The organism is Arsukibacterium sp. MJ3 (assembly GCF_000987765.1).
Classification (GTDB): Bacteria; Pseudomonadota; Gammaproteobacteria; order Enterobacterales; family Alteromonadaceae; genus Alishewanella.
In genome coordinates, this window is record NZ_LAHP01000005.1 from 1 (window position 1) to 18,117 (window position 18,117).

Sequence of the window (18,117 nt, forward strand, 5' to 3'; positions counted from 1 at the left end):
TTCCTGGTATTTATCTCTGATACAAAACATATCAGGAAGATGCAGCGCCAGAGCCTTTTCAAACACTTCGCGCATAAACTCAGGTGCAGCCATTTTAACAAACTGTTTATGAAAGGGTTTAAGCTTTATATCAGTTGAAAAAATCAAGATAATGGACAGGCACAGGCAAGATACTCCCATAGCTATTTTACTACTTACAGCAACCCGGGCGACAGCAAAGGTTATACCGGCCATAAAATGATTAACGACTTCGACGTTATTCATATGGGCGGCCGTACCTACAACCCAATACTCGGCCGCTTTATGCAAGCCGACCCGCATATTCAGGCGCCAAGCAACCTGCAGAACTATAACCGTTATAGCTATGTGTTAAATAACCCGATGAGCTATACCGATCCTAGTGGGTATTTCTTTAAAGGTATCGGTAAGTTTGTGAAGAAGTATTGGCGGACTATTGCTGCTATAGCTATTGCTGTATACGCACCGGGCGCTACTGGTTGGGTTAATAGTATATTTGGTGTCACAAACTCTGTAGCTGTTGGTGCTATAGCAGGCGCCGCAAGTGGTTTTGTTGCCACAGGAAGCCTGCGGGGCGCAGCTTTAGGCGCGTTAACCGGGGCGGCATTCGGTTATTTGCATGGCGTGAACACGGGACTCACTGCAGGAGGCCATGATTTAGGGGAAATAGCATTGCATGGGGGGGCTGGTGGAGTAAGCTCTGTGCTGAATGGCGGTAAATTTGGGCACGGCTTTGTTGCTGCTGGATTTACGCAAGCACTGGGTCAGGTGGATGGCCTATTTACTGATGCGTCTAGCGCCGCTTTTACCATGGCCGACAGAATTACAAACGGTATTAAAGCAGCAATAATTGGTGGTACCACTTCAGCAATATCGGGTGGTAAGTTTGCTAGCGGAGCTATTACTGGCGCATTCTCTAGAGCGTTGAATGATGATAACTTATCAAAACTTCAGAATGAAGAAAAGGAACGGATGCTAGGGGCTTTAAGTAAAGAAATTCATGACGACGCAAAAAGCAGAATGCATCAATTAGCGAAGTGGAGGGCAAATGAAAACTGGGATGCAGTTCGTGCGGAATACGCAATTTTTAATAATGTATCGAATAATCAAATGTGGTTAAAAACAGCTTATTTACAGCGCGAATTTCAGGTTATTGCTTATGAGCATGTTGGTGGCTACATATCTAGCAACGTCCGTGAATTAACTCATAGATCAATAGATCTTGCGATGGGGGCAGTCAACCCTAATAAGTTGAATTTATTACAGGCTGTTTATTCTTTTATTAGTGGGCCACCACCGTTACCGATTCAACATCAATTTGTTGTTCCAAAAGCTGATACTGTACATATTGATATTGTGAGGAGAAAGTAGTGAAGTTGATGTCTTTTATTTTTTCTATTTTGATACTGAGCGGTTGTTCCCATAGATGTGATGAAGTTTCTTTGGATAAATTTATTAATAATGAATTTTGCAAGCAGTATTCTGTTACAGATGGCGATAGATGCGTTTCTTTTTTAGATCAGGAGTTTTTAGATGAGTATGGAGTTTTCTCATCTGATTACATTAATGATTTATATGAGAACGAAAATAAATTTAAAGATAATAATGTTATCGAGAAATATGGTGTTTATTTGTTGGGTGTTTCTATACTTTATGAAAACGAAGCTGCGATAGATTACTTTTTAAAATCTGGAGTTAGTCCGTATGAAATTAAAGGGAGCGCATTTGCTGCGGTTGTATTTGTTATTAACAGCAAAGACTATAAAATCTGGGAATTAATAAAGAAAAACTATCCTATATCGAAATTTCAAGACACGGTTCTTGTTGATAATTACATGAAAAATTGCATCGAATAAATACGAAGCTTCAAGTATTGGGGTCAGTACAATCAATAGGGTCATAGTCATTGATTTAAAACCGAAAAAGGGGTCGGAGCTAATTAGCTTTAAAGAAATATTATAATGATAAAATGCATTCTAGTTGCCATAGCATTATTGTTTGCGGTTGGTGTGCAGGCTGATACTACAGCCAAGATTGATAAAATATTAATGTTTGAAGGCGGTAACCTGGTTTATATCTACCCGGTGGGTGGCGTACAAAATAAACCGGCCTGTCATGGCGCTAATGGTGATTACTTATCATTTAGTATGGCCAGGCCAATGACGTTGGCGGCGCATCAGAGTTTATAAATAAGAAAATAAAGGTACTTAAAGTACCCTTATTATTATAAAAATAAACTCGAAAATTGTGTAAGTTTAAAAATAGTGCTAGATTGGTACTATGAGTGCCGAAATTAAAAGTAAAATAAACCAGTTGCTGTCAAAATCAAGATAATGGACAGGCACAGGCAAGATACTCCCATAGCTATTTTACTACCTACAGCAACCCGGGCGATAGCAAAGGCTACACCGGCCATAAAATGATTAACGACTTTGACGTTATTCATATGGGCGGCCGTACCTACAACCCAATACTCGGCCGCTTTATGCAAGCCGACCCGTTTATTCAGGCACCAGGTAATTTGCAGAACTACAACCGCTATAGCTATGTGCTTAATAACCCCATGAGCTATACCGATCCGAGTGGGTATTTCTTTAAGAAACTTAACAAAATGTTCGGGAAACTTGCACCCTTTGTAGGATTATTGGCATTGGCGATTCCAGGAGTTGGTCCCTGGGCAATGGCAAACTGGTATCAAGCAGCGGCTTTTGGCTTTATGTCTGGAGGCGTTGCAACGGGTAACTTACGTGGTGCTATTGTTGGAGCAATATCAGGCGCTGCTTTTCAGCAGATAGGTTCGCACTTTAAAAGCTTATCGAATGCGAATTTAGCGCAGGTAGACCGTGTAGCTAACGATGGCTTTGGTGCGTTAGCCGGAATGATGGGCGATAACCTGCATTCTTTTGGCGGATTGTCACTCAGTGCTGGGCAGGTTGCTGGGCAAATTGCATCTCATGCTGCTGCTGGAGGTATAGTATCAGTTGTTAGTGGCGGCAAGTTTGGTCATGGTTTCTTTAGTGCTGGAGTTACTAAGGGCGCTGGAGGTGCGTTTTTACCTGGTGGGTCTAACTTGTCTGGCGGACAGATTGCGTATGGTACTGTTGTTTCGGCGGTAATAGGCGGAACTGCTTCTGAGTTGGCTGGTGGTAAGTTCTCTAATGGTGCAAGAACTGCAACGTTTCAGTATTTGTTTAATCATGCTAGTGAATCCTTTTGGGGATTTGAATCACTAGATGACAAGAGTGCTGTAAATGTCTCCATCGAACAAGCAAGTTTAACTTTAGAAGTTGGCCCGCTAAAATTTGTAGGATTAAATCGCAATGGTGAGTTCTCTGGACCAAGTATTTCCGGGTCTAGGGGGCCTTTGTCAGCAACTTTATCAACTGATTCAGCGTCTATAGCTCTAGCTAAAGGTCCTATATCATTTGGGATGAATGGAGTTACAGCTAAAGCATGTAGTCATGGTCCAGCTGGTGGAGTTTGCTTTTCAGCAACGGGAATGGCAACAAGTCCAAAAGGTGCTGCGGCATTAAGAAACGTTAACCGTGCAACCCGTGCTACTGAAGATCAATCTGGTCGTGTCCGAGTCTATCTTTATGAACGTTTGGCTCCGACTTATTTTGGTCCGAGTGGTTAAAGAAGCTAAGATGACAATTATTAGTTAAACACAGTTATATTTTTGATGGTTATACAGTTTTGTTAATTAAATTTTTATGGTACTTACGATGATAAACCACTGGTTAATTTATTCGGTTTTGTTGGTCGGTTTTACTGCGGTCGCTCAATCTGCCGAGGATTGCAATGCTTCAACGGGTAAATTTAATCCTCAACGCTTTTGTGAAGAACAGAAGCTAGCAGGTGATTTGTTAGCATGTGCTGAAACAGCAAAAGAATTTTTTTCTCCATCAGCTACGGTTGATGTATTAGAGCTATGTCAAACCAGCAACGAAACTTGTCTTCAAGTTAGAGTTGAATATATCGTTGGTTATCGGTTGCAAGCATTTTATTCTGAATTATTAGCGTATTTGTCAAAGCGGGAGGTTGGAAATAATGATTGGATTAATAATGCAATCGCTACGCTCTACATAATGAGGGCGGAAGGTAATGACCTGTTAAGAGCTGAGGAAATACTGACACCTTTAGCCGAGGTTGGGTACAGAACTGCAATTGGGAATATGGCAAGTCTTAAGCACTTACAGGAAAAATATAATGAAAGCATTAAGATGCTAGAGGAATTAAAAAATAATGAAGAGTTATTCTATGATAATTATTTGCATGTTATTCAATATGCTCAGCATTATCATTTTGGTAGTGGTGTAGAAAGAGACTTACCATACGCTAAAAAATTATATGAGCAAGCTTTGGGAAGTTCAACTACAGGAGAGCTTGAGTACTTGTTATCGGATATATACCTTGAGATGGAGGACATTAGTCATTCAATAAAGCTATTAAAGCAGAGTTCTGCAAAAGGATTTTACAAATCAGCTGAAATGCTTGCGTCTTTTTATTTAACAGGCATCAATGTGGAAAAGGACTACAAAAAATCTCTAAGCTACTTTAAGATTGCGTCAAGGCTAGGCTCGCCTACGGCGATAGCTAATCAAGGTATAATTTACAGTCACTTGGGAGAAATGAAGAAGTCAAGAATAGCTTTTATCTCCGCCGCTTTAATTAATGATAGTACTACCGCTCATAAAGTTCTTCTTAATGAAAAAATTGATCCTGAAATATATAGGTGTCAAGTGTTAAGGATGTTCGGATCTCCGAGTAATTTTCTTTTCCAAAGCAATCAATAATCTATCAATAATCTTGAAAAAGGGGTCGGAGCTAATTAGCTTTATAGGGATATAACATGATGAAAATATGTTTAATGGCGCTGATATTGTTCTATGTGGCTTTTGGTATGTTTGCTAGTGCTGGCGAACTTACCCGAGGTGCCACTGTGCTGGAAGTAGCTAATCATGCTACTGGCAATGGCAAAAATTTTGCTATAAAGGTAGAAGGTGGCACAGGCCCTTGTGTTGGCTGGATCTACTTTCTTGAGAAAAAGGGGTTGCAGCTAATTAGCTTTAAAGGATTAAAAAATGATAAAAAGTATTTTAGTTGCCATGGCATTGTTGTTTGCGGTTGGCGTGCAGGCTGATACTACAGCCAAGATTGATAAAATATTAATGTATGAAGGTGGCAACCTGGTTTATATCTACCCGGTGGGTGGCGTGCAAAATAAACCGGCCTGTCATGGCGCTAATGGTGATTACTTATCATTTAGTATGGCCAGGCCAATGGCGTTGGCGTTGGCGGCGCATCAGAGTTTACAAATAAGAAAATAAAGGTACTTAAAGTACCCTTATTATTATAAAAATAAACTCGAAAATTGTGTAAGTTTAAAAATAGTGCTAGATTAGTACTATGAGTACCGAAATTAAAAGTAAAATAAACCAGTTGCTGTCAACAACGCCTCGTGGCGTTGTGTTGGCTTCTGCCTGGCTAACAGAGCAAGGCTACAGCCTTGAGCTTCAAAAAAGATATCGCAAAAGCAATTGGTTTAGCCAACTTGGAAGAGGGGCCTTGATAAGAAACGGCGATAACGTCGATGTCTTAGGGGGGATCTACACCCTGCAAACACAGCTGGGGCTATCCATACATCCGGGGGCTAAAACGGCGTTATCACTGTTGGGTAAGTCGCATTACCTGGAGTTATCAATGCAGCGATGTCAGCTCTTTGGTTACCAATTTGAAAAGCTTCCGTCGTGGTTTAAGAAACACGGCTGGAAACTGGATATCGATTATCAATCGTCCTCATTTTTGCCAGCAGAGCTTGGTCTCACTGAGTACACCTACAAAGACTTTCAGATAAAGGTGTCAAGTCCTGCCAGAGCGGTGATGGAATGCTTATATTTGGCACCAGAAAGCCAGCGCTTGGTGGAAGTGTACGAGCTGATGGAAGGGTTAAATAATTTGCGGCCTAAGTCAGTACAAACGCTATTAGAAGCCTGTACCTCTGTTAAAGTGAAACGTCTGTTCCTGTACATGGCAGAAAAAGCCGGTCACAGTTGGTTTAACCATCTAAAGCCAGATTCAATAGACTTAGGTAACGGCAAGCGCCAAATTGAGCCTGATGGTGTGTACATCCCTAAATATCAGATAACGTTACCAAAAGAACTCGAAAGATATACATGAAAGAGCAATATTTACGGCAAGTAAACCTTATGCTGAACATCATACCAGAGCTAGCTAAAGAGGCATGTTTCGCGCTACATGGCGGGACCGCAATTAATTTGTTTGTGCTAGAAATGCCACGGCTATCCGTGGATATAGATTTGACATATATCCCCATTCAAGCACGGGATGACAGCATTATCGCGATAAATGCTGCCCTATCCAGAATAGAAAACAATATCAGAGCATTAAGACCATCCATAAAAGTGTCGCACAGAGCCGATGTTTGCAAACTTATGGTTGAAGAGTGAGATGTGTTGGTCAAAATTGAAGTCAACATGGTTGGTCGGGGTGTGCTGGGGAACAGTGCTAAGGTGCTGCCGTTATGTGAGGCCGCACAGGATTACTTTGATGCGTTTTGCGATATACAGGTCGTTCCGCTATCTCAATTATATGGCGGTAAAATCTGTACCGCTCTGGATCGGCAGCATCCGAGAGATCTGTTCGACGTTAAATTGCTGCTCCAGGCCAATGACTATTCCCGCGAGATAAAACAAGGTGTCATATATTCGCTTGTCTGTAGCAATAGACCGGCACATGAAATGCTAAACCCCAATCATGTAGATCAGCGTGTTGCATATAACAATCTGTTCAAAGGCATGTCCGAACATCCGTTTACGTATGAAGATTTTGAGGCAACACGAAATCAGTAAATCCAAGTCGTAAACGAAAGTCTGGAAGAACAAGATCGGCAGTTTCTGCTCAGTGTAAATCAACTGGAGCCAGATTGGTCAATTTATGATTTCTCGCTCTATCCATCGGTGAAATGGACGTTAATAAACCTCGAAAAATTTAAAAAATCACGACCAGACGACTTTCACGCTCATATTGATGCATTGCGGTTACAGCTTAATCGCTGATAACAGCGTCATTTTCAGACCATGTTTGCAATGCACTAACAAAAATACTTTTGCAGCTCGACAATAAATAGATTGGTACGAGCTGTAGCATCAAGTAGCCAGATAACCACTATGGCAGTAACCGTCGGCCAGGCCGTCGCCTTGCAGGTCTATCTGGCTCCATTTTCCGCTTTGGCCAAGTACGAAAACCTGCTGATTGCTGACTAAGGTGGTTTTGATGTCAAAGCTGGTGCCCGGGCCGGCACGAAGCCTTAGGCCATCCCGCGCGGTTACCCTAGCTTTAATGACTGGTTGGCTAGCCAACGCTGTCGTATTGGTGTCAGCAGCAGGGGCTTCTGGTGGTAATGGTGGCCGGGTTGGCAACGCTTCTGGTAAAGGAGGCGCGGCGGGTGAGCCTGACCAGCGCGTTATGGCTTGCTGTAAATTTTCGGCCCAGCCATCATCGCCGTCAGCCGGATAATTTCCACGTTGCAACTGTGCCAGCTGCAAGCCCTGCATTTGCAAGTGAGGCAGTTCCCAGCTTAGTGGTTGCAGCCCATGTTTAGCAGCATGCTTATGTAACTGCTGCCACCATTTTTTTCGCTCACCGCTGTCGTCCCAGCTCCACTTACCGTCAATATACAACACAAAATCAGCGGCAACACCATATTGATGCATTGAACTCCAGGTATCAGCATTGGTGACACGTGGGCCCGGTTTAGTCCGGCTCTGGCTATACAGATCGCGTTGGCGTAGCGGTGAACGAAAGCCCTCGAATACCCTGAAGGGTAAGTTTGCATTGGCAAGATCCTGCAACAGCAACTCAACTTTATGCCGGAAAGTTGGATGCAGGTGTTCCATCACCGTATTTCTAGTCATTGCTTTATTCCTTAATTAGCCTTGCTGAAGTTGCTATGGCTACTATCGAGTGTAGCTACTCTTTTTAGTGATGCGACTAAATAGCCTGGGTAATAACGACACTGCCAGCAATTAAATGATGACTTGCTCCGAAAACTGAAAGGTATTAAACTTATTCCGCAACCAAGGGGTGCAACTGTGCTAACGCGCAGACGCTGAGATGCTTTAGGGCAAACCCTTAGAACCTGATCCGGATTATACCGGCGGAGGGATGGTGCTAACTCCTCATGCTGGTGTGATCTCTATTTTAATGGAGAGTCATACAACAATGCGTTTTTCCCATTCTTTACTTACGTTATCAATATTGTCAGCGCTACCTGCGGCGACAGCTTTTGCTCAAACTGAAAATTTGGCTACGGCTGCTGCTATTGAGCGCATTACCGTGCAAGGCGATTTTCGCCGCCAAACGGCAGCCCAACTTGCTGGCAGCGTGTCAGTAGTTACTGAGCAAGATTTACAGCGGCAGTCGGTACAACACCTCGATCAGTTACTCAATCAGTTTGCTAACCTGAATTACAGTGCCGGTGCCTCGCGTGGGCGTTTTATTCAGGTGCGGGGTATTGGCGAGCGCAGTGAATTTGTTGACACCATTAACCCGTCGGTAGGCATTTTAATTGATGGCATTGATTATTCAGGCCTTGGCATCAGTGGTATTAGCGATTTAGCGCAGTTAGAAGTGTTCCGTGGCCCGGAAGCGACCCGCTTTGGTGCGAATGCCTTGGCCGGTATGTTAAACCTGACTACCCAGGGGCCGACGGACCGTGCCGAGGGCAAAATTAGCCTGACGGCGGCCAATTATGGCAGTTATCAGCTTGCTGGCCAGTTTAGTAACGCCATTAATTCTCAGCTGGGTTATAGCCTGGCTCTGGAGCAACAAGTTTCTGACGGCTTTATTAAAAATAGTTTTCTTAAGCGTGACGATACCAACGATATTGACGAATTTACCGGTCGTTTTAAGCTGGCTTACCAGCCAACAGCAACGCTGCGTTTGCAGCTGATCAGCCACCTAGTTGATCAGGACAATGGCTATGATGCTTTTTCGCTGGATCGCAATCGTACTACATTATCCGACGAGCCAGGCCAGGATCAATTACGCAGCAAGGCGCTGGCAGTGCATGCAGACTATAGCGGCTTACGTTTTGCTACAGTGCAAGGCCAGCTTAGCTGGTTAGATGCGGCGAGCGATTATGGCTTTGACGAAGACTGGAGCTATGTTGGCCTGCACCCGGATGAATATTCTACTACAGACCGCTATCTGCGAAACCGCGAGCAATTAACCTTAGATTACCGGCTGGTCTCGACACCTGAAGGCCGTATTGGCGAAAGCGACTGGGTGTTTGGGTTGTATGTTGCCAGCAAAGAGTTTGCCTTAACCCGTCAGTTCTGGAATTGGGATTTATGGCAGGCGGATGTGTTTTCCAGCGCCTTAACCCGCAGTAATTTAGCGCTGTATAGTGAACTTAGCAGCCCGTTAACCAATAACGTAACCCTGGTTTCAGGTATTCGGCTGGAGCGCTATGAAGATGATTATATTGACACCAGCGGTAACAACGTTAGCAATAGCGACACCATGTGGGGCGCTAAACTCAGTTTAAATTATCAGCTTAATCCGCAGGCACTTATTTATGTGCTGGGCTCTCGTGGCTATAAAGCGGGTGGTGTTAATGGTGATGCGTTGGCAAAAGCCGCTGACGACAGCCTGAATGCGTTACTAAGCAAAGCCAGTTTTGCCCCAGAAACGTTATATAACGCTGAGTTTGGGGTTAAAGGTAGTGCCCGTGATCAAAGCCTGGTTACCCGGGTGGCCGCCTTTTACATGTGGCGCTCTGATATGCAGGTAAAAGGCTGGCTAAACCCAAATAGTGGTCCGCAGTTTGCTGGTTTTATTGATAACGCGGGCAGTGGCCGCAATTATGGCATTGAAATAGAAAACCGGTTGCAGCTTAATCCACAACTGGCGTTAACCTTAAGTGCCAGCTGGCTGAAAACCACATTAGGTAATTATGTCACTATTGATGGCGACGATTTTAGTGGCCGCGAGCAGGCACAGGCACCACGTTTTAGTTATAGCCTGGGTGCAGATTGGTTCCTGACTGAGGCCGTAACCCTGAATGTAGGCTTGCAGGGTAAAGATGCCTTTTATTATTCTGACGGTCACAATGCCCGCTCAAGTCGTTACGAATTGTTGAATTTACGCCTGAGTTATCAGTTGCAGCACTGGCAACTGGCGGTTTGGAGCCGTAATGCATTGGATCAGGATGTTGGCGTTCGCGGTTTCTTTTTTGGTAATGACCCACGAGATGGCTACCAGCCACATGTATATGAACAATTTGCTGAGCCGCGCCGGTTAGGGATCAGCGCCAGTTATCAATTTTAAACCGCACGTAGCGTGATGAAGGAGTAACCATGAAACTATCAGTTGAAATTAGTAAGTACCCGCTGGCTGAAGATTATATTGGCCCTATTAAAGGCTTTATCGAGCAGTTGAACGATTATCCGGATATTAAGGTAATTACCAACACCATGAGTACCCAGCTGTTTGGTGACTATGACCAAGTAATGCAAGCGTTACAACACTGCATTAAATCGTCATTTAGCCAATACGGTAAAGTAATATTTGTCTGTAAGTTTATTCATGGTGACTTACAACCATGATGCTATGGCTTAGCAATGCGCTGGACCAGTGGCAGTTAATGCATACTCTGGAGCTGCTGGGGACGTTGTTGGCGCTGGCCTATGTTGTACTGGCACTGCAGCAAAGCCTTTGGTGCTGGCCAGCAGCATTGCTAAGCACCATGTTATTTACCCATATTATGTGGGATTCAGCACTGCTGTCGGATGCGCTATTACAATTGTATTATGCTGCCATGGCCATATATGGCTGGCGGCGCTGGCAGCAATTAAAGCAACAACATCAGGGGCTGAACCAAGTATCGGAATGGCCGTGGCACCGACACCTGCAGCTTATTGCTATTACCGGCTTGGTTGGGGTGTTGTTGGGCTATGTCATGGATAATTTCACCCATGCCGATTTTGCCTATTTGGATGCCCAAACCACGGCGTTTAGTGTTATGGCAACATGGTTAGTTGCCCGTAAGTTGGTGTCAAACTGGCTGTATTGGGTGGTAATTGATGCGGTATCCATTTACGTATATGCTCAGAAACATCTGTATTTTTTAACGCTGTTGTTTATGCTGTACACCATTATTGCCTTGGTAGGATACTTTATATGGCGGGCCAATTATCAGCAGCAACAACCGCAGCAGTGGGTACCCGGCAGATAACGGCATTATGTCGCCAGTTGGAATTTTTTGCAGAGCACCCGCCATTTGCGATTTCGCCATTAGCCAGTGGCGATGTTAACCTGAGTTACCGGGTGGAAACGCGTCGCGGCCATTATGTGCTGCGACGCTACCCAGCCAGCAGCAGTAGAGTGTATCGGCAACAGGAATTGCGTTGCCAGCATGCGGCGGCGATAGCTGGTATTGCGCCAGTGCCGTTATGTTTAAATAATCATCAGCGAGTATTAATTAGCGAGTATATTACAGGTGGTAAGCCTTTTTTTTGCACCGGGAACCGTATTCCGTTGCTGGCGAACACGCTGGCAAGACTGCATAAATTGCCCGTTCCGACCCCTAAACTAGACCCATGTACCTATTTACAGCGCTTAGCTAATAGTGCCTGTCAACCATTGACACCAGCTGATACGTCGTTGCTGAGCCGGTTAGTAAACTTAGCCGGACAGTATCAGTTGCTGGAGCAAGATTGGGTACTGTGCCATTTAGATTTACATGCCGGCAATATGCTCTATACCAACGACAAGCTATGGTTACTAGATTTTGAATATGCGCAGCTGGCAGACAGCTGCTTTGATTTGGCTGCAGTGTCGCTCTATTTAACATTGGATCCGCTAATGGAACAGGCGCTGTTGTCTGCTTACACTCAGCAGCGCAAAAGCGTTGCGGCAAAGAACGGCGATCTCAACAAGCGGGTATTACAAGCAAAAATACTTTTTAGCGGGTTTTGCTGGTTGTGGTACCTGAGTTTTCCAAAGAGCGCTCCACTAAGTGAGCTACATGCTGCCCAATGGCGAAACCAGATTAACCAACTTTTTGCATTATAATCCGCCTAAACGTTCAGCTAGTATTTTATAGCGTTTTACATCATCTTCGTTAAATTGTGGCTTGCCGTTATCATCTTGCTGCGCAGCGACCAGCAAATTTTCCCGGGCCAACCGTTCAACCCGGGTGTCTGGGATCCCTAAAAATTCTGCCACTTGTTGTACCGACATAATCGACATAATGTAATCCTAATTAAAGTTAGTCTGATATTATTACCCTATTCAAGCACTATATTGAATTAAAAACAGCGCAAATAGGAAAATTTTATTGGTTTTTCTCGTTTTATTTACGCCGCTGTATCGCCAACTTTAATAGACATTTCGGCTACTTATCGGTATAAATATTGCTGCAAAACTCAGGTATCCTGTTTTAGCATGGCCCAGTTTTAAAATGCATTTATTTTTTATGCTGTGCGCTATAAACCCCTACTAGTGCGCAGCAGCAACCAAAAAGGGCCGGTTGTTATGCGATGTGCAGGCCGCGAAATGCCAATACAATCGACTTCAGGACTTTTTGTTAAGGAAGCTACAACGCTATGACTTTGTTATGGATTTTATTACTTCCACTGTTTGGTACTCTGGTTCCGCTATTAACCGCCAATTGGCGACGCAGCGCCTGTGCCATGGCAACCGCCTTACCACCAGCTTTTGCGCTGATGATAGTGTTGTATTATGGCAGTGCAGTATTTGTAGGTGAGAGCTTACGTTATACCTTGGCCTGGGTGCCATTACTGGGGCTGGATATTAGTATCCGGCTGGACGGCCTGGCATTTTTATTCAGTTTGCTCATTTTGGGCATAGGTTTGCTGATAATACTTTACGCCCGTTATTATTTGTCTGAACAAGACTCTATGCCACGTTTTTATGCCTATCTGATGCTGTTTATGACATCAATGATGGGTATCGTATTATCAAATAACGTGCTGCAACTTTGGCTGTTCTGGGAACTAACCAGTATCAGCTCTTTTTTACTGATCAGTTTCTGGTGGCATAAATCTGAAGCTCGGCGTGGTGCCAGAATGGCATTAACGGTTACCGGAGCCGGTGGTTTATGCTTGTTAGCGGCGTTATTGTTGTTGGGGCGAATTACCGGCAGCTATGATTTGGACGTGATCCTGGCTAGTGGCGCTATAATTAAACAGCACAGCTGGTACCCAATGGTGCTGGTACTATTTTTGCTTGGCTGCTTTACTAAGTCGGCCCAGTTTCCCTTTCATTTCTGGTTGCCTAATGCCATGGCAGCCCCTACACCAGTTAGTGCCTACTTACACTCAGCAACCATGGTAAAAGCCGGTATATTTTTACTGGCCCGGTTTTATCCTGCCATGGCCGATACTGATTTATGGTTTTTACTGGTCAGTATTACCGGTTTAACCACCTTTTTAGTCGGTGCTTATCTGGCGCTATTTAAGCACGATTTAAAAGGCTTACTGGCTTACTCAACCATTAGCCATTTAGGCTTGATCACCTTACTGTTTGGTATGGGCACCGATTTAGCTGCCGTGGCCGGGGTGTTTCATATTATTAATCACGCGATTTTTAAAGCGTCGCTGTTTATGGCCGCGGGAATTATTGATCATGAGTCTGGCTCGCGGGATATGAGAAAGCTTAATGGTTTGTGGCACTTTATGCCGATTACGGCCACGTTAGCGATGGTTGCTGCAGCGTCAATGGCCGGGGTACCCTTATTAAACGGCTTTTTATCGAAAGAAATGTTTTTTGCCGAAACGCTGCATCAGCATCTGCTTGGTTCGCTGTCCTGGGTTATTCCGGTACTCGCTACCGTCGCGGCGATATTTTCGGTGGCTTATTCAATGCGGTTTATTCATGATGTGTTTTTTAATGGTAAACCAAAAGGCCTGACCAAAACGCCTCATGAACCACCCCGTTATATGCGGATGCCGGTTGAGGTATTGGTGTTGTTGTGTATTTTGGTTGGAGTAGCGCCTGACTATATTATTGGTGATTTACTTCATGCGGCGTCATTTGCTGTATTAGGTACTGAGGTGCCAGAGTACAGTTTAGCGATCTGGCATGGTGTTAATTTACCATTGTTTATGAGTATAGTAGCGCTGGCGGGTGGCGTCTTAATTTACATTAACCGCAAATATCTGTTTGATTTTCAGAATAGCTTGCCAGGCATTGACGCGTTAAGTACTTTTGAGCTGGTAATGAAAACCCTGGTTAAACGTTGTCAGCAATTTTATGGCTGGCTAGACAACGGCTCATTGCAACGTTATATGGTATTTGTATTAATGGCCATTATTGTGCTGGCGGGTGCACCGTTGTTGCAATTAGATACGTTGTATGGCGGCCGGCCTGAATTGCCCATTGATGCCGTTAATGCAACGGGTGCCGCGATGTTACTGATCAGTGCCTTTGCTACGGTGGTTTTTCATCGGCAGCGGGTAGTGGCCTTATTAATGATATCAGTGGTAGGGTTAATGGTGTCGATTGCTTTTACCCGTTTTTCTGCACCCGATTTAGCGCTAACGCAGTTATCGGTAGAAGTGGTTACCATTATTTTACTGATGCTGGCGCTGTTTTTCTTACCGCATAAAACCCCGAAACAATCTAGCCCGACACGAGTGCTCAGGGATATTGGCCTGGCCAGTATGGTTGGGGTAGTGATTGGTAGTATTAGCTACGCCATTATGACCCGGCCATTCACTACCATATCGGATTACTTCATGGCTAATGCTAAAACCGGTGGCGGTGGTTCCAATGTAGTTAACGTTATCTTAGTCGACTTCCGTGGTTTTGATACGTTTGGTGAAATTGCAGTACTGGGCATTGCTTCACTGGGTATCTTTAAACTACTGACCCGCATTCCACTCTTTAAACCCAGCAGTGACGGCGAAGGCCGGCCCTGGGCTTTAGAACGGCATCCATTGTTACTGGCTACCGTAGCGCAAAGTATTTTGCCGATGGCGTTAATGGTCTCAGTGTTTATTTTCTTCCGCGGCCATAACTTACCTGGTGGAGGCTTTATTGCTGGTTTGATTACTGCAGTGGCGATTATTCTATTATATATCTCACAAGGGGTTGATTGGGTAAAAGCCCGCATGAATATCGAGTATCAGCGGGTGGTGGCTATCGGCTTAATGATTGCGCTATGCACCGGCCTGGCCAGTTTGTTGTTTAACCGGCCGTTTCTCACGTCTTGGTTTGATTACTTTGATGTACCCTTGTTTGGTGAAATTGAATTGGCTAGCGCTATTGCCTTTGACTTAGGGGTTTACGTTACTGTTGTCGGTTCAACACTGCTGATCCTGGCTAGTTTAGGTAAAATGACCACTTCTCACCGGCCAACACACCGGGAGCCAAGCTAATGGAGACTTTATTTGCCAGCTGCATTGGCTTTTTAACGGCCTGCGGCGTGTTTTTAATGTTGCGAGGACGCACCTTTCCGGTAGTCGTAGGCTTAACCATGCTGTCGTATGCGGTAAACCTGTTTATATTTGCATCTGGCCGGCTCAATTTACGTGGTGCGGTGATACTAGGTACCGCAGAAAACTATGCCGATCCGCTGCCACAAGCGTTGGTGTTAACCGCCATTGTGATTGGTTTCGCCATGACCGCTTTTTTGGTTATTTTAGCCATTCGGGCTCGAGCTGATTTGGGTACTGACCATGTTGACGGCAAGTTACCCACGCCAAAACAGGCTAAACGGGAGCCTCGTCGATGAGTCATTTAATTCTGCTGCCGATATTGTTACCTATGCTGACCGCGTTGCTGATTATGCTGCCGCCTATTCACTATTCACCTAACCGTCGTCGTTGGTTAAGTATGGGCTCTACTTTGCTATTATTGGCGTTGTCGGTGTGGTTATTAAGCCAGACCCTGCAACAGGGCGTAACGTTTTATGCATTGGGTAACTGGCAGCCGCCTTTTGGGATTATTTTGGTGGCAGATACTGTCAGCGTGTTAATGGTGTGTCTGACATCTTTTCTGGCACTGGGCGCTATTTGTTACGGCAGTGCCGGTGAAGATGAGAAAGGCAGCTTTTTTCATCCCTTGTTCCAGTTTCAATTAATGGGCATTAACGGCGCTTTTTTGACCGGCGATTTATTTAATCTGTTTGTATTTTTTGAAGTGCTGTTAATTGCTTCTTACGCGCTGTTAATTCATGGTGGTGGCAAAAACAAAACCAAGGCAGCTGTACACTATGTAGTTCTGAACCTGGCTGGTTCAGCGGTGTTCTTATTTGCATTGGCTATTTTATACGGCACCCTTGGTACCTTAAATATTGCCGATATGGCAGCAAAAGTTGCAGTGGTGCCCGCCGAAGATTTAATGTTAGTGAAAGCCGGCGGTTTATTACTGTTAATTGTCTTTGCATTGAAAGCCGCTATTTTACCCTTGCAATTTTGGTTGCCGGCTACCTATGCCTCGGCTTCACCGCCGGTAGCCGCATTATTTGCGGTAATGACCAAGATTGGCGTTTATGCATTATTACGCGTGTATACCACCATCTTTGGTGAACAAGCGGGGCCATTAGCGGGTATGGCATCTACCTGGTTATGGCCACTGGGTCTGGCAACCATTATATTGGGCGCCATTGGTGTGTTGTCCAGCCTCGATTTTAGAAAGTTGGTGGCTAACCTGGTGCTGGTATCAGTGGGTAGCTTAGTTTGCCTGGTTGCTATTGGTAATACTGCCGCCAATTCTGCGGTATTATTTTATACCTTACATTCTACTCTGGTCACGGCGGCATTATTTTTAATTGCCGATATGGTTGGCCTGCAACGTGGTAAGGCGGCTGATAGGTTAGTCTCTGCCCGCCGTGTAGCACAGCCAGTTTTATTGGGCAGTTTGTTTATGCTGGCGGCAGTATCCGTTGCCGGTTTACCACCCTTTTCGGGTTTTATCGGTAAATTAATGATCTTACAAGCGGTGGATACTGGCCCGGCCCAAGCCGGCTTGTGGAGTGTAATTCTGATCTCCAGCTTAATGGTATTAATTGGCTTGTCACGTGCCGGCAGTACCTTGTTTTGGCGGGTAAGCGGCCAACCTTCTAATGAAGATAAAGCGCAGCCATTACAAATATTTGCCGTTTGCTGGTTACTCAGTGCCAGTGTGGCATTAGTGGTGTTTGCCGGGCCAATGACCTCACTTACCCAACAAGGCGCAGTGCAGTTAGCCGATGTACCCGCCGCTATTTCTATTATTTTAAAAGCCCCAGGAGTATCGCCATGAGAATGAAACCCCGTTTTCGCTGGCTGCCAACCCCGTATCGTAGCTTGTTGCTGTTTATAATCTGGCTGTTACTAAACCAGAGCGTTGCGCCATTTCACTTGTTTTTTGGCTTGTTACTAGCGTTGGTTATTCCGTATATCTGCTACCGATTTCGCGATCCGCAGCCATTGATCGAACGACCATTGTTAGCCCTTCGCTATATATTGCGGGTAATTGCTGACATTATTACGGCGAATGCGGAAGTAGCAATACTGATTTTAGGTCCACTGCATAAACTGCAACCCGCGTTTGTGATGGTTCCATTGGATTTAGAGCACAATTTGCCACTAACTATTTTGGCGGGGACTGTCTCGATGACGCCGGGTACGGTAAGTGCCGATATTTACCCGTGTGTTGAGCATCTGGCCGCTGATGCGCCGATACCGCAACGTTGGTTGCTGATCCATGTGTTAAATCTGGAAAACGAAGCCGAATTAATAGCTACCATTAAACAACGCTACGAAGCGCCGTTAAAGGAGATTTTTAAATGCTAGCCAATGTTATATTTCTGGTGTTCGGCATGATTAGCTTAGCGTTGTTACTTAATTTATGGTCACTGTTACGCGGCCCCAGCTTACCCGATCGGATCCTGGCACTTGATACGATGTACATTAATAGTATTGCCTTAATTATTCTTTACGGCTTACTAATGGATTCACCCTTGTATTTTGAAGCCGCGTTGCTGATCGCTATGATTGGTTTTATTAGCACGGTGGCAGTGTGTAAATTTTTTCTACGTGGCGACATCATTGAATAGGAGCAGAT

18 protein-coding genes, 3 pseudogenes and 1 riboswitch are annotated in these 18,117 nt (G+C 44.7%); of the genes and pseudogenes, 18 read left to right on the forward strand and 3 right to left on the reverse strand.

The window, feature by feature from the left end; translation table 11 throughout:
• Window positions 1-138 (reverse strand): annotated as a pseudogene (locus tag VT06_RS18035) (IS4 family transposase); the annotation flags it as partial.
• A gap of 99 nt (window positions 139-237) precedes the next feature.
• Between VT06_RS18035 and VT06_RS04930 the strand changes: the two are divergent.
• From VT06_RS04930 to VT06_RS18580, 9 genes and pseudogenes are all read left to right on the forward strand, one after another.
• The gene (locus VT06_RS04930; RefSeq protein ID WP_046553176.1) at window positions 238-1,389 is read left to right on the forward strand and encodes an RHS repeat protein; all 1,152 of its coding nucleotides are present in this window, start codon (window positions 238-240) and stop codon (window positions 1,387-1,389) included.
• A complete protein-coding gene (locus VT06_RS04935; RefSeq protein WP_046553177.1) occupies window positions 1,389-1,874 on the forward strand; it encodes a hypothetical protein in 486 nt (161 codons plus the stop codon). Before VT06_RS04930 ends, VT06_RS04935 begins: the two co-directional genes overlap by 1 nt.
• A gap of 105 nt (window positions 1,875-1,979) precedes the next feature.
• Entirely contained in the window at window positions 1,980-2,207 is a 228-nt protein-coding gene (locus VT06_RS04940; protein WP_235357363.1) for a hypothetical protein, read from the forward strand.
• A 215-nt stretch (window positions 2,208-2,422) separates the two neighbouring features.
• A pseudogene (locus tag VT06_RS04945) lies at window positions 2,423-3,655 on the forward strand (RHS repeat-associated core domain-containing protein); the annotation flags it as partial.
• Window positions 3,656-3,743: 88 nt separating this feature from the next.
• Window positions 3,744-4,814 (forward strand): tetratricopeptide repeat protein, encoded by a 1,071-nt coding sequence (locus tag VT06_RS04950; protein WP_046553179.1) that lies wholly within the window; start codon window positions 3,744-3,746, stop codon window positions 4,812-4,814.
• Window positions 4,815-4,870: 56 nt separating this feature from the next.
• Window positions 4,871-5,161 (forward strand): DUF5992 family protein, encoded by a 291-nt coding sequence (locus VT06_RS18395; protein ID WP_046553180.1) that lies wholly within the window; start codon window positions 4,871-4,873, stop codon window positions 5,159-5,161.
• Complete coding sequence (locus VT06_RS04960; protein WP_235357364.1) at window positions 5,103-5,348, forward strand: hypothetical protein; 246 nt, start codon at window positions 5,103-5,105, stop codon at window positions 5,346-5,348. The genes VT06_RS18395 and VT06_RS04960 overlap by 59 nt, the downstream gene beginning before the upstream one ends.
• A 79-nt stretch (window positions 5,349-5,427) precedes the next feature.
• Window positions 5,428-6,198: a type IV toxin-antitoxin system AbiEi family antitoxin gene (locus tag VT06_RS04965; RefSeq protein WP_046553181.1), complete on the forward strand. Its 771-nt coding sequence runs from the start codon at window positions 5,428-5,430 to the stop codon at window positions 6,196-6,198.
• Window positions 6,199-6,227: 29 nt separating this feature from the next.
• Window positions 6,228-6,890 (forward strand): annotated as a pseudogene (locus VT06_RS18580) (nucleotidyl transferase AbiEii/AbiGii toxin family protein).
• 297 nt (window positions 6,891-7,187) lie between these two features.
• Here VT06_RS18580 and VT06_RS17510 read toward each other — a convergent pair.
• Complete coding sequence (locus VT06_RS17510) at window positions 7,188-7,955, reverse strand: M15 family metallopeptidase (protein ID WP_082122446.1); 768 nt, start codon at window positions 7,953-7,955, stop codon at window positions 7,188-7,190.
• A gap of 155 nt (window positions 7,956-8,110) precedes the next feature.
• Window positions 8,111-8,223: riboswitch (TPP riboswitch) on the forward strand.
• Between the two features lie 39 nt (window positions 8,224-8,262).
• On the opposite strand from VT06_RS17510, the gene VT06_RS04980 reads away from it, so the two are divergent.
• Genes VT06_RS04980 through VT06_RS04995 form a run of 4 tightly spaced genes read left to right on the forward strand, consistent with a single transcriptional unit; the run spans window position 8,263 to window position 12,117 of the window.
• Window positions 8,263-10,371, forward strand: a complete 2,109-nt coding sequence (locus VT06_RS04980; RefSeq protein WP_046553182.1) for a TonB-dependent receptor — start codon at window positions 8,263-8,265, stop codon at window positions 10,369-10,371.
• Window positions 10,372-10,400: 29 nt separating this feature from the next.
• Window positions 10,401-10,649: a YkoF family thiamine/hydroxymethylpyrimidine-binding protein gene (locus tag VT06_RS04985; RefSeq protein ID WP_046553183.1), complete on the forward strand. Its 249-nt coding sequence runs from the start codon at window positions 10,401-10,403 to the stop codon at window positions 10,647-10,649.
• The gene (gene pnuC / locus VT06_RS04990) at window positions 10,646-11,278 is read left to right on the forward strand and encodes a nicotinamide riboside transporter PnuC (RefSeq protein WP_046553184.1); all 633 of its coding nucleotides are present in this window, start codon (window positions 10,646-10,648) and stop codon (window positions 11,276-11,278) included. Before VT06_RS04985 ends, pnuC begins: the two co-directional genes overlap by 4 nt.
• Window positions 11,224-12,117 carry a choline kinase family protein gene (locus tag VT06_RS04995; protein ID WP_046553185.1) on the forward strand — a complete coding sequence of 298 codons (894 nt, stop codon included), beginning with the start codon at window positions 11,224-11,226 and terminating at the stop codon, window positions 12,115-12,117. The genes pnuC and VT06_RS04995 overlap by 55 nt, the downstream gene beginning before the upstream one ends.
• Here VT06_RS04995 and VT06_RS05000 read toward each other — a convergent pair.
• Window positions 12,112-12,294, reverse strand: coding sequence for a helix-turn-helix domain-containing protein (locus VT06_RS05000; RefSeq protein WP_046553186.1), 183 nt, complete (start codon window positions 12,292-12,294; stop codon window positions 12,112-12,114). The genes VT06_RS04995 and VT06_RS05000 overlap by 6 nt on opposite strands.
• A 356-nt stretch (window positions 12,295-12,650) precedes the next feature.
• On the opposite strand from VT06_RS05000, the gene VT06_RS05005 reads away from it, so the two are divergent.
• Genes VT06_RS05005 through VT06_RS05025 form a run of 5 tightly spaced genes read left to right on the forward strand, consistent with a single transcriptional unit; the run spans window position 12,651 to window position 18,109 of the window.
• The gene (locus VT06_RS05005; protein WP_046553187.1) at window positions 12,651-15,446 is read left to right on the forward strand and encodes a monovalent cation/H+ antiporter subunit A; all 2,796 of its coding nucleotides are present in this window, start codon (window positions 12,651-12,653) and stop codon (window positions 15,444-15,446) included.
• On the forward strand, window positions 15,446-15,802 hold the full coding sequence (locus tag VT06_RS05010) for a Na+/H+ antiporter subunit C (RefSeq protein WP_046553188.1): 357 nt from the start codon (window positions 15,446-15,448) through the stop codon (window positions 15,800-15,802). Before VT06_RS05005 ends, VT06_RS05010 begins: the two co-directional genes overlap by 1 nt.
• Window positions 15,799-17,313: a monovalent cation/H+ antiporter subunit D gene (locus VT06_RS05015; RefSeq protein WP_046553189.1), complete on the forward strand. Its 1,515-nt coding sequence runs from the start codon at window positions 15,799-15,801 to the stop codon at window positions 17,311-17,313. Before VT06_RS05010 ends, VT06_RS05015 begins: the two co-directional genes overlap by 4 nt.
• Complete coding sequence (locus VT06_RS05020; protein WP_046553190.1) at window positions 17,310-17,846, forward strand: Na+/H+ antiporter subunit E; 537 nt, start codon at window positions 17,310-17,312, stop codon at window positions 17,844-17,846. Before VT06_RS05015 ends, VT06_RS05020 begins: the two co-directional genes overlap by 4 nt.
• Window positions 17,840-18,109 (forward strand): K+/H+ antiporter subunit F, encoded by a 270-nt coding sequence (locus VT06_RS05025; protein ID WP_046553191.1) that lies wholly within the window; start codon window positions 17,840-17,842, stop codon window positions 18,107-18,109. Before VT06_RS05020 ends, VT06_RS05025 begins: the two co-directional genes overlap by 7 nt.
• The last annotated feature ends 8 nt before the right edge of the window (window positions 18,110-18,117 follow it).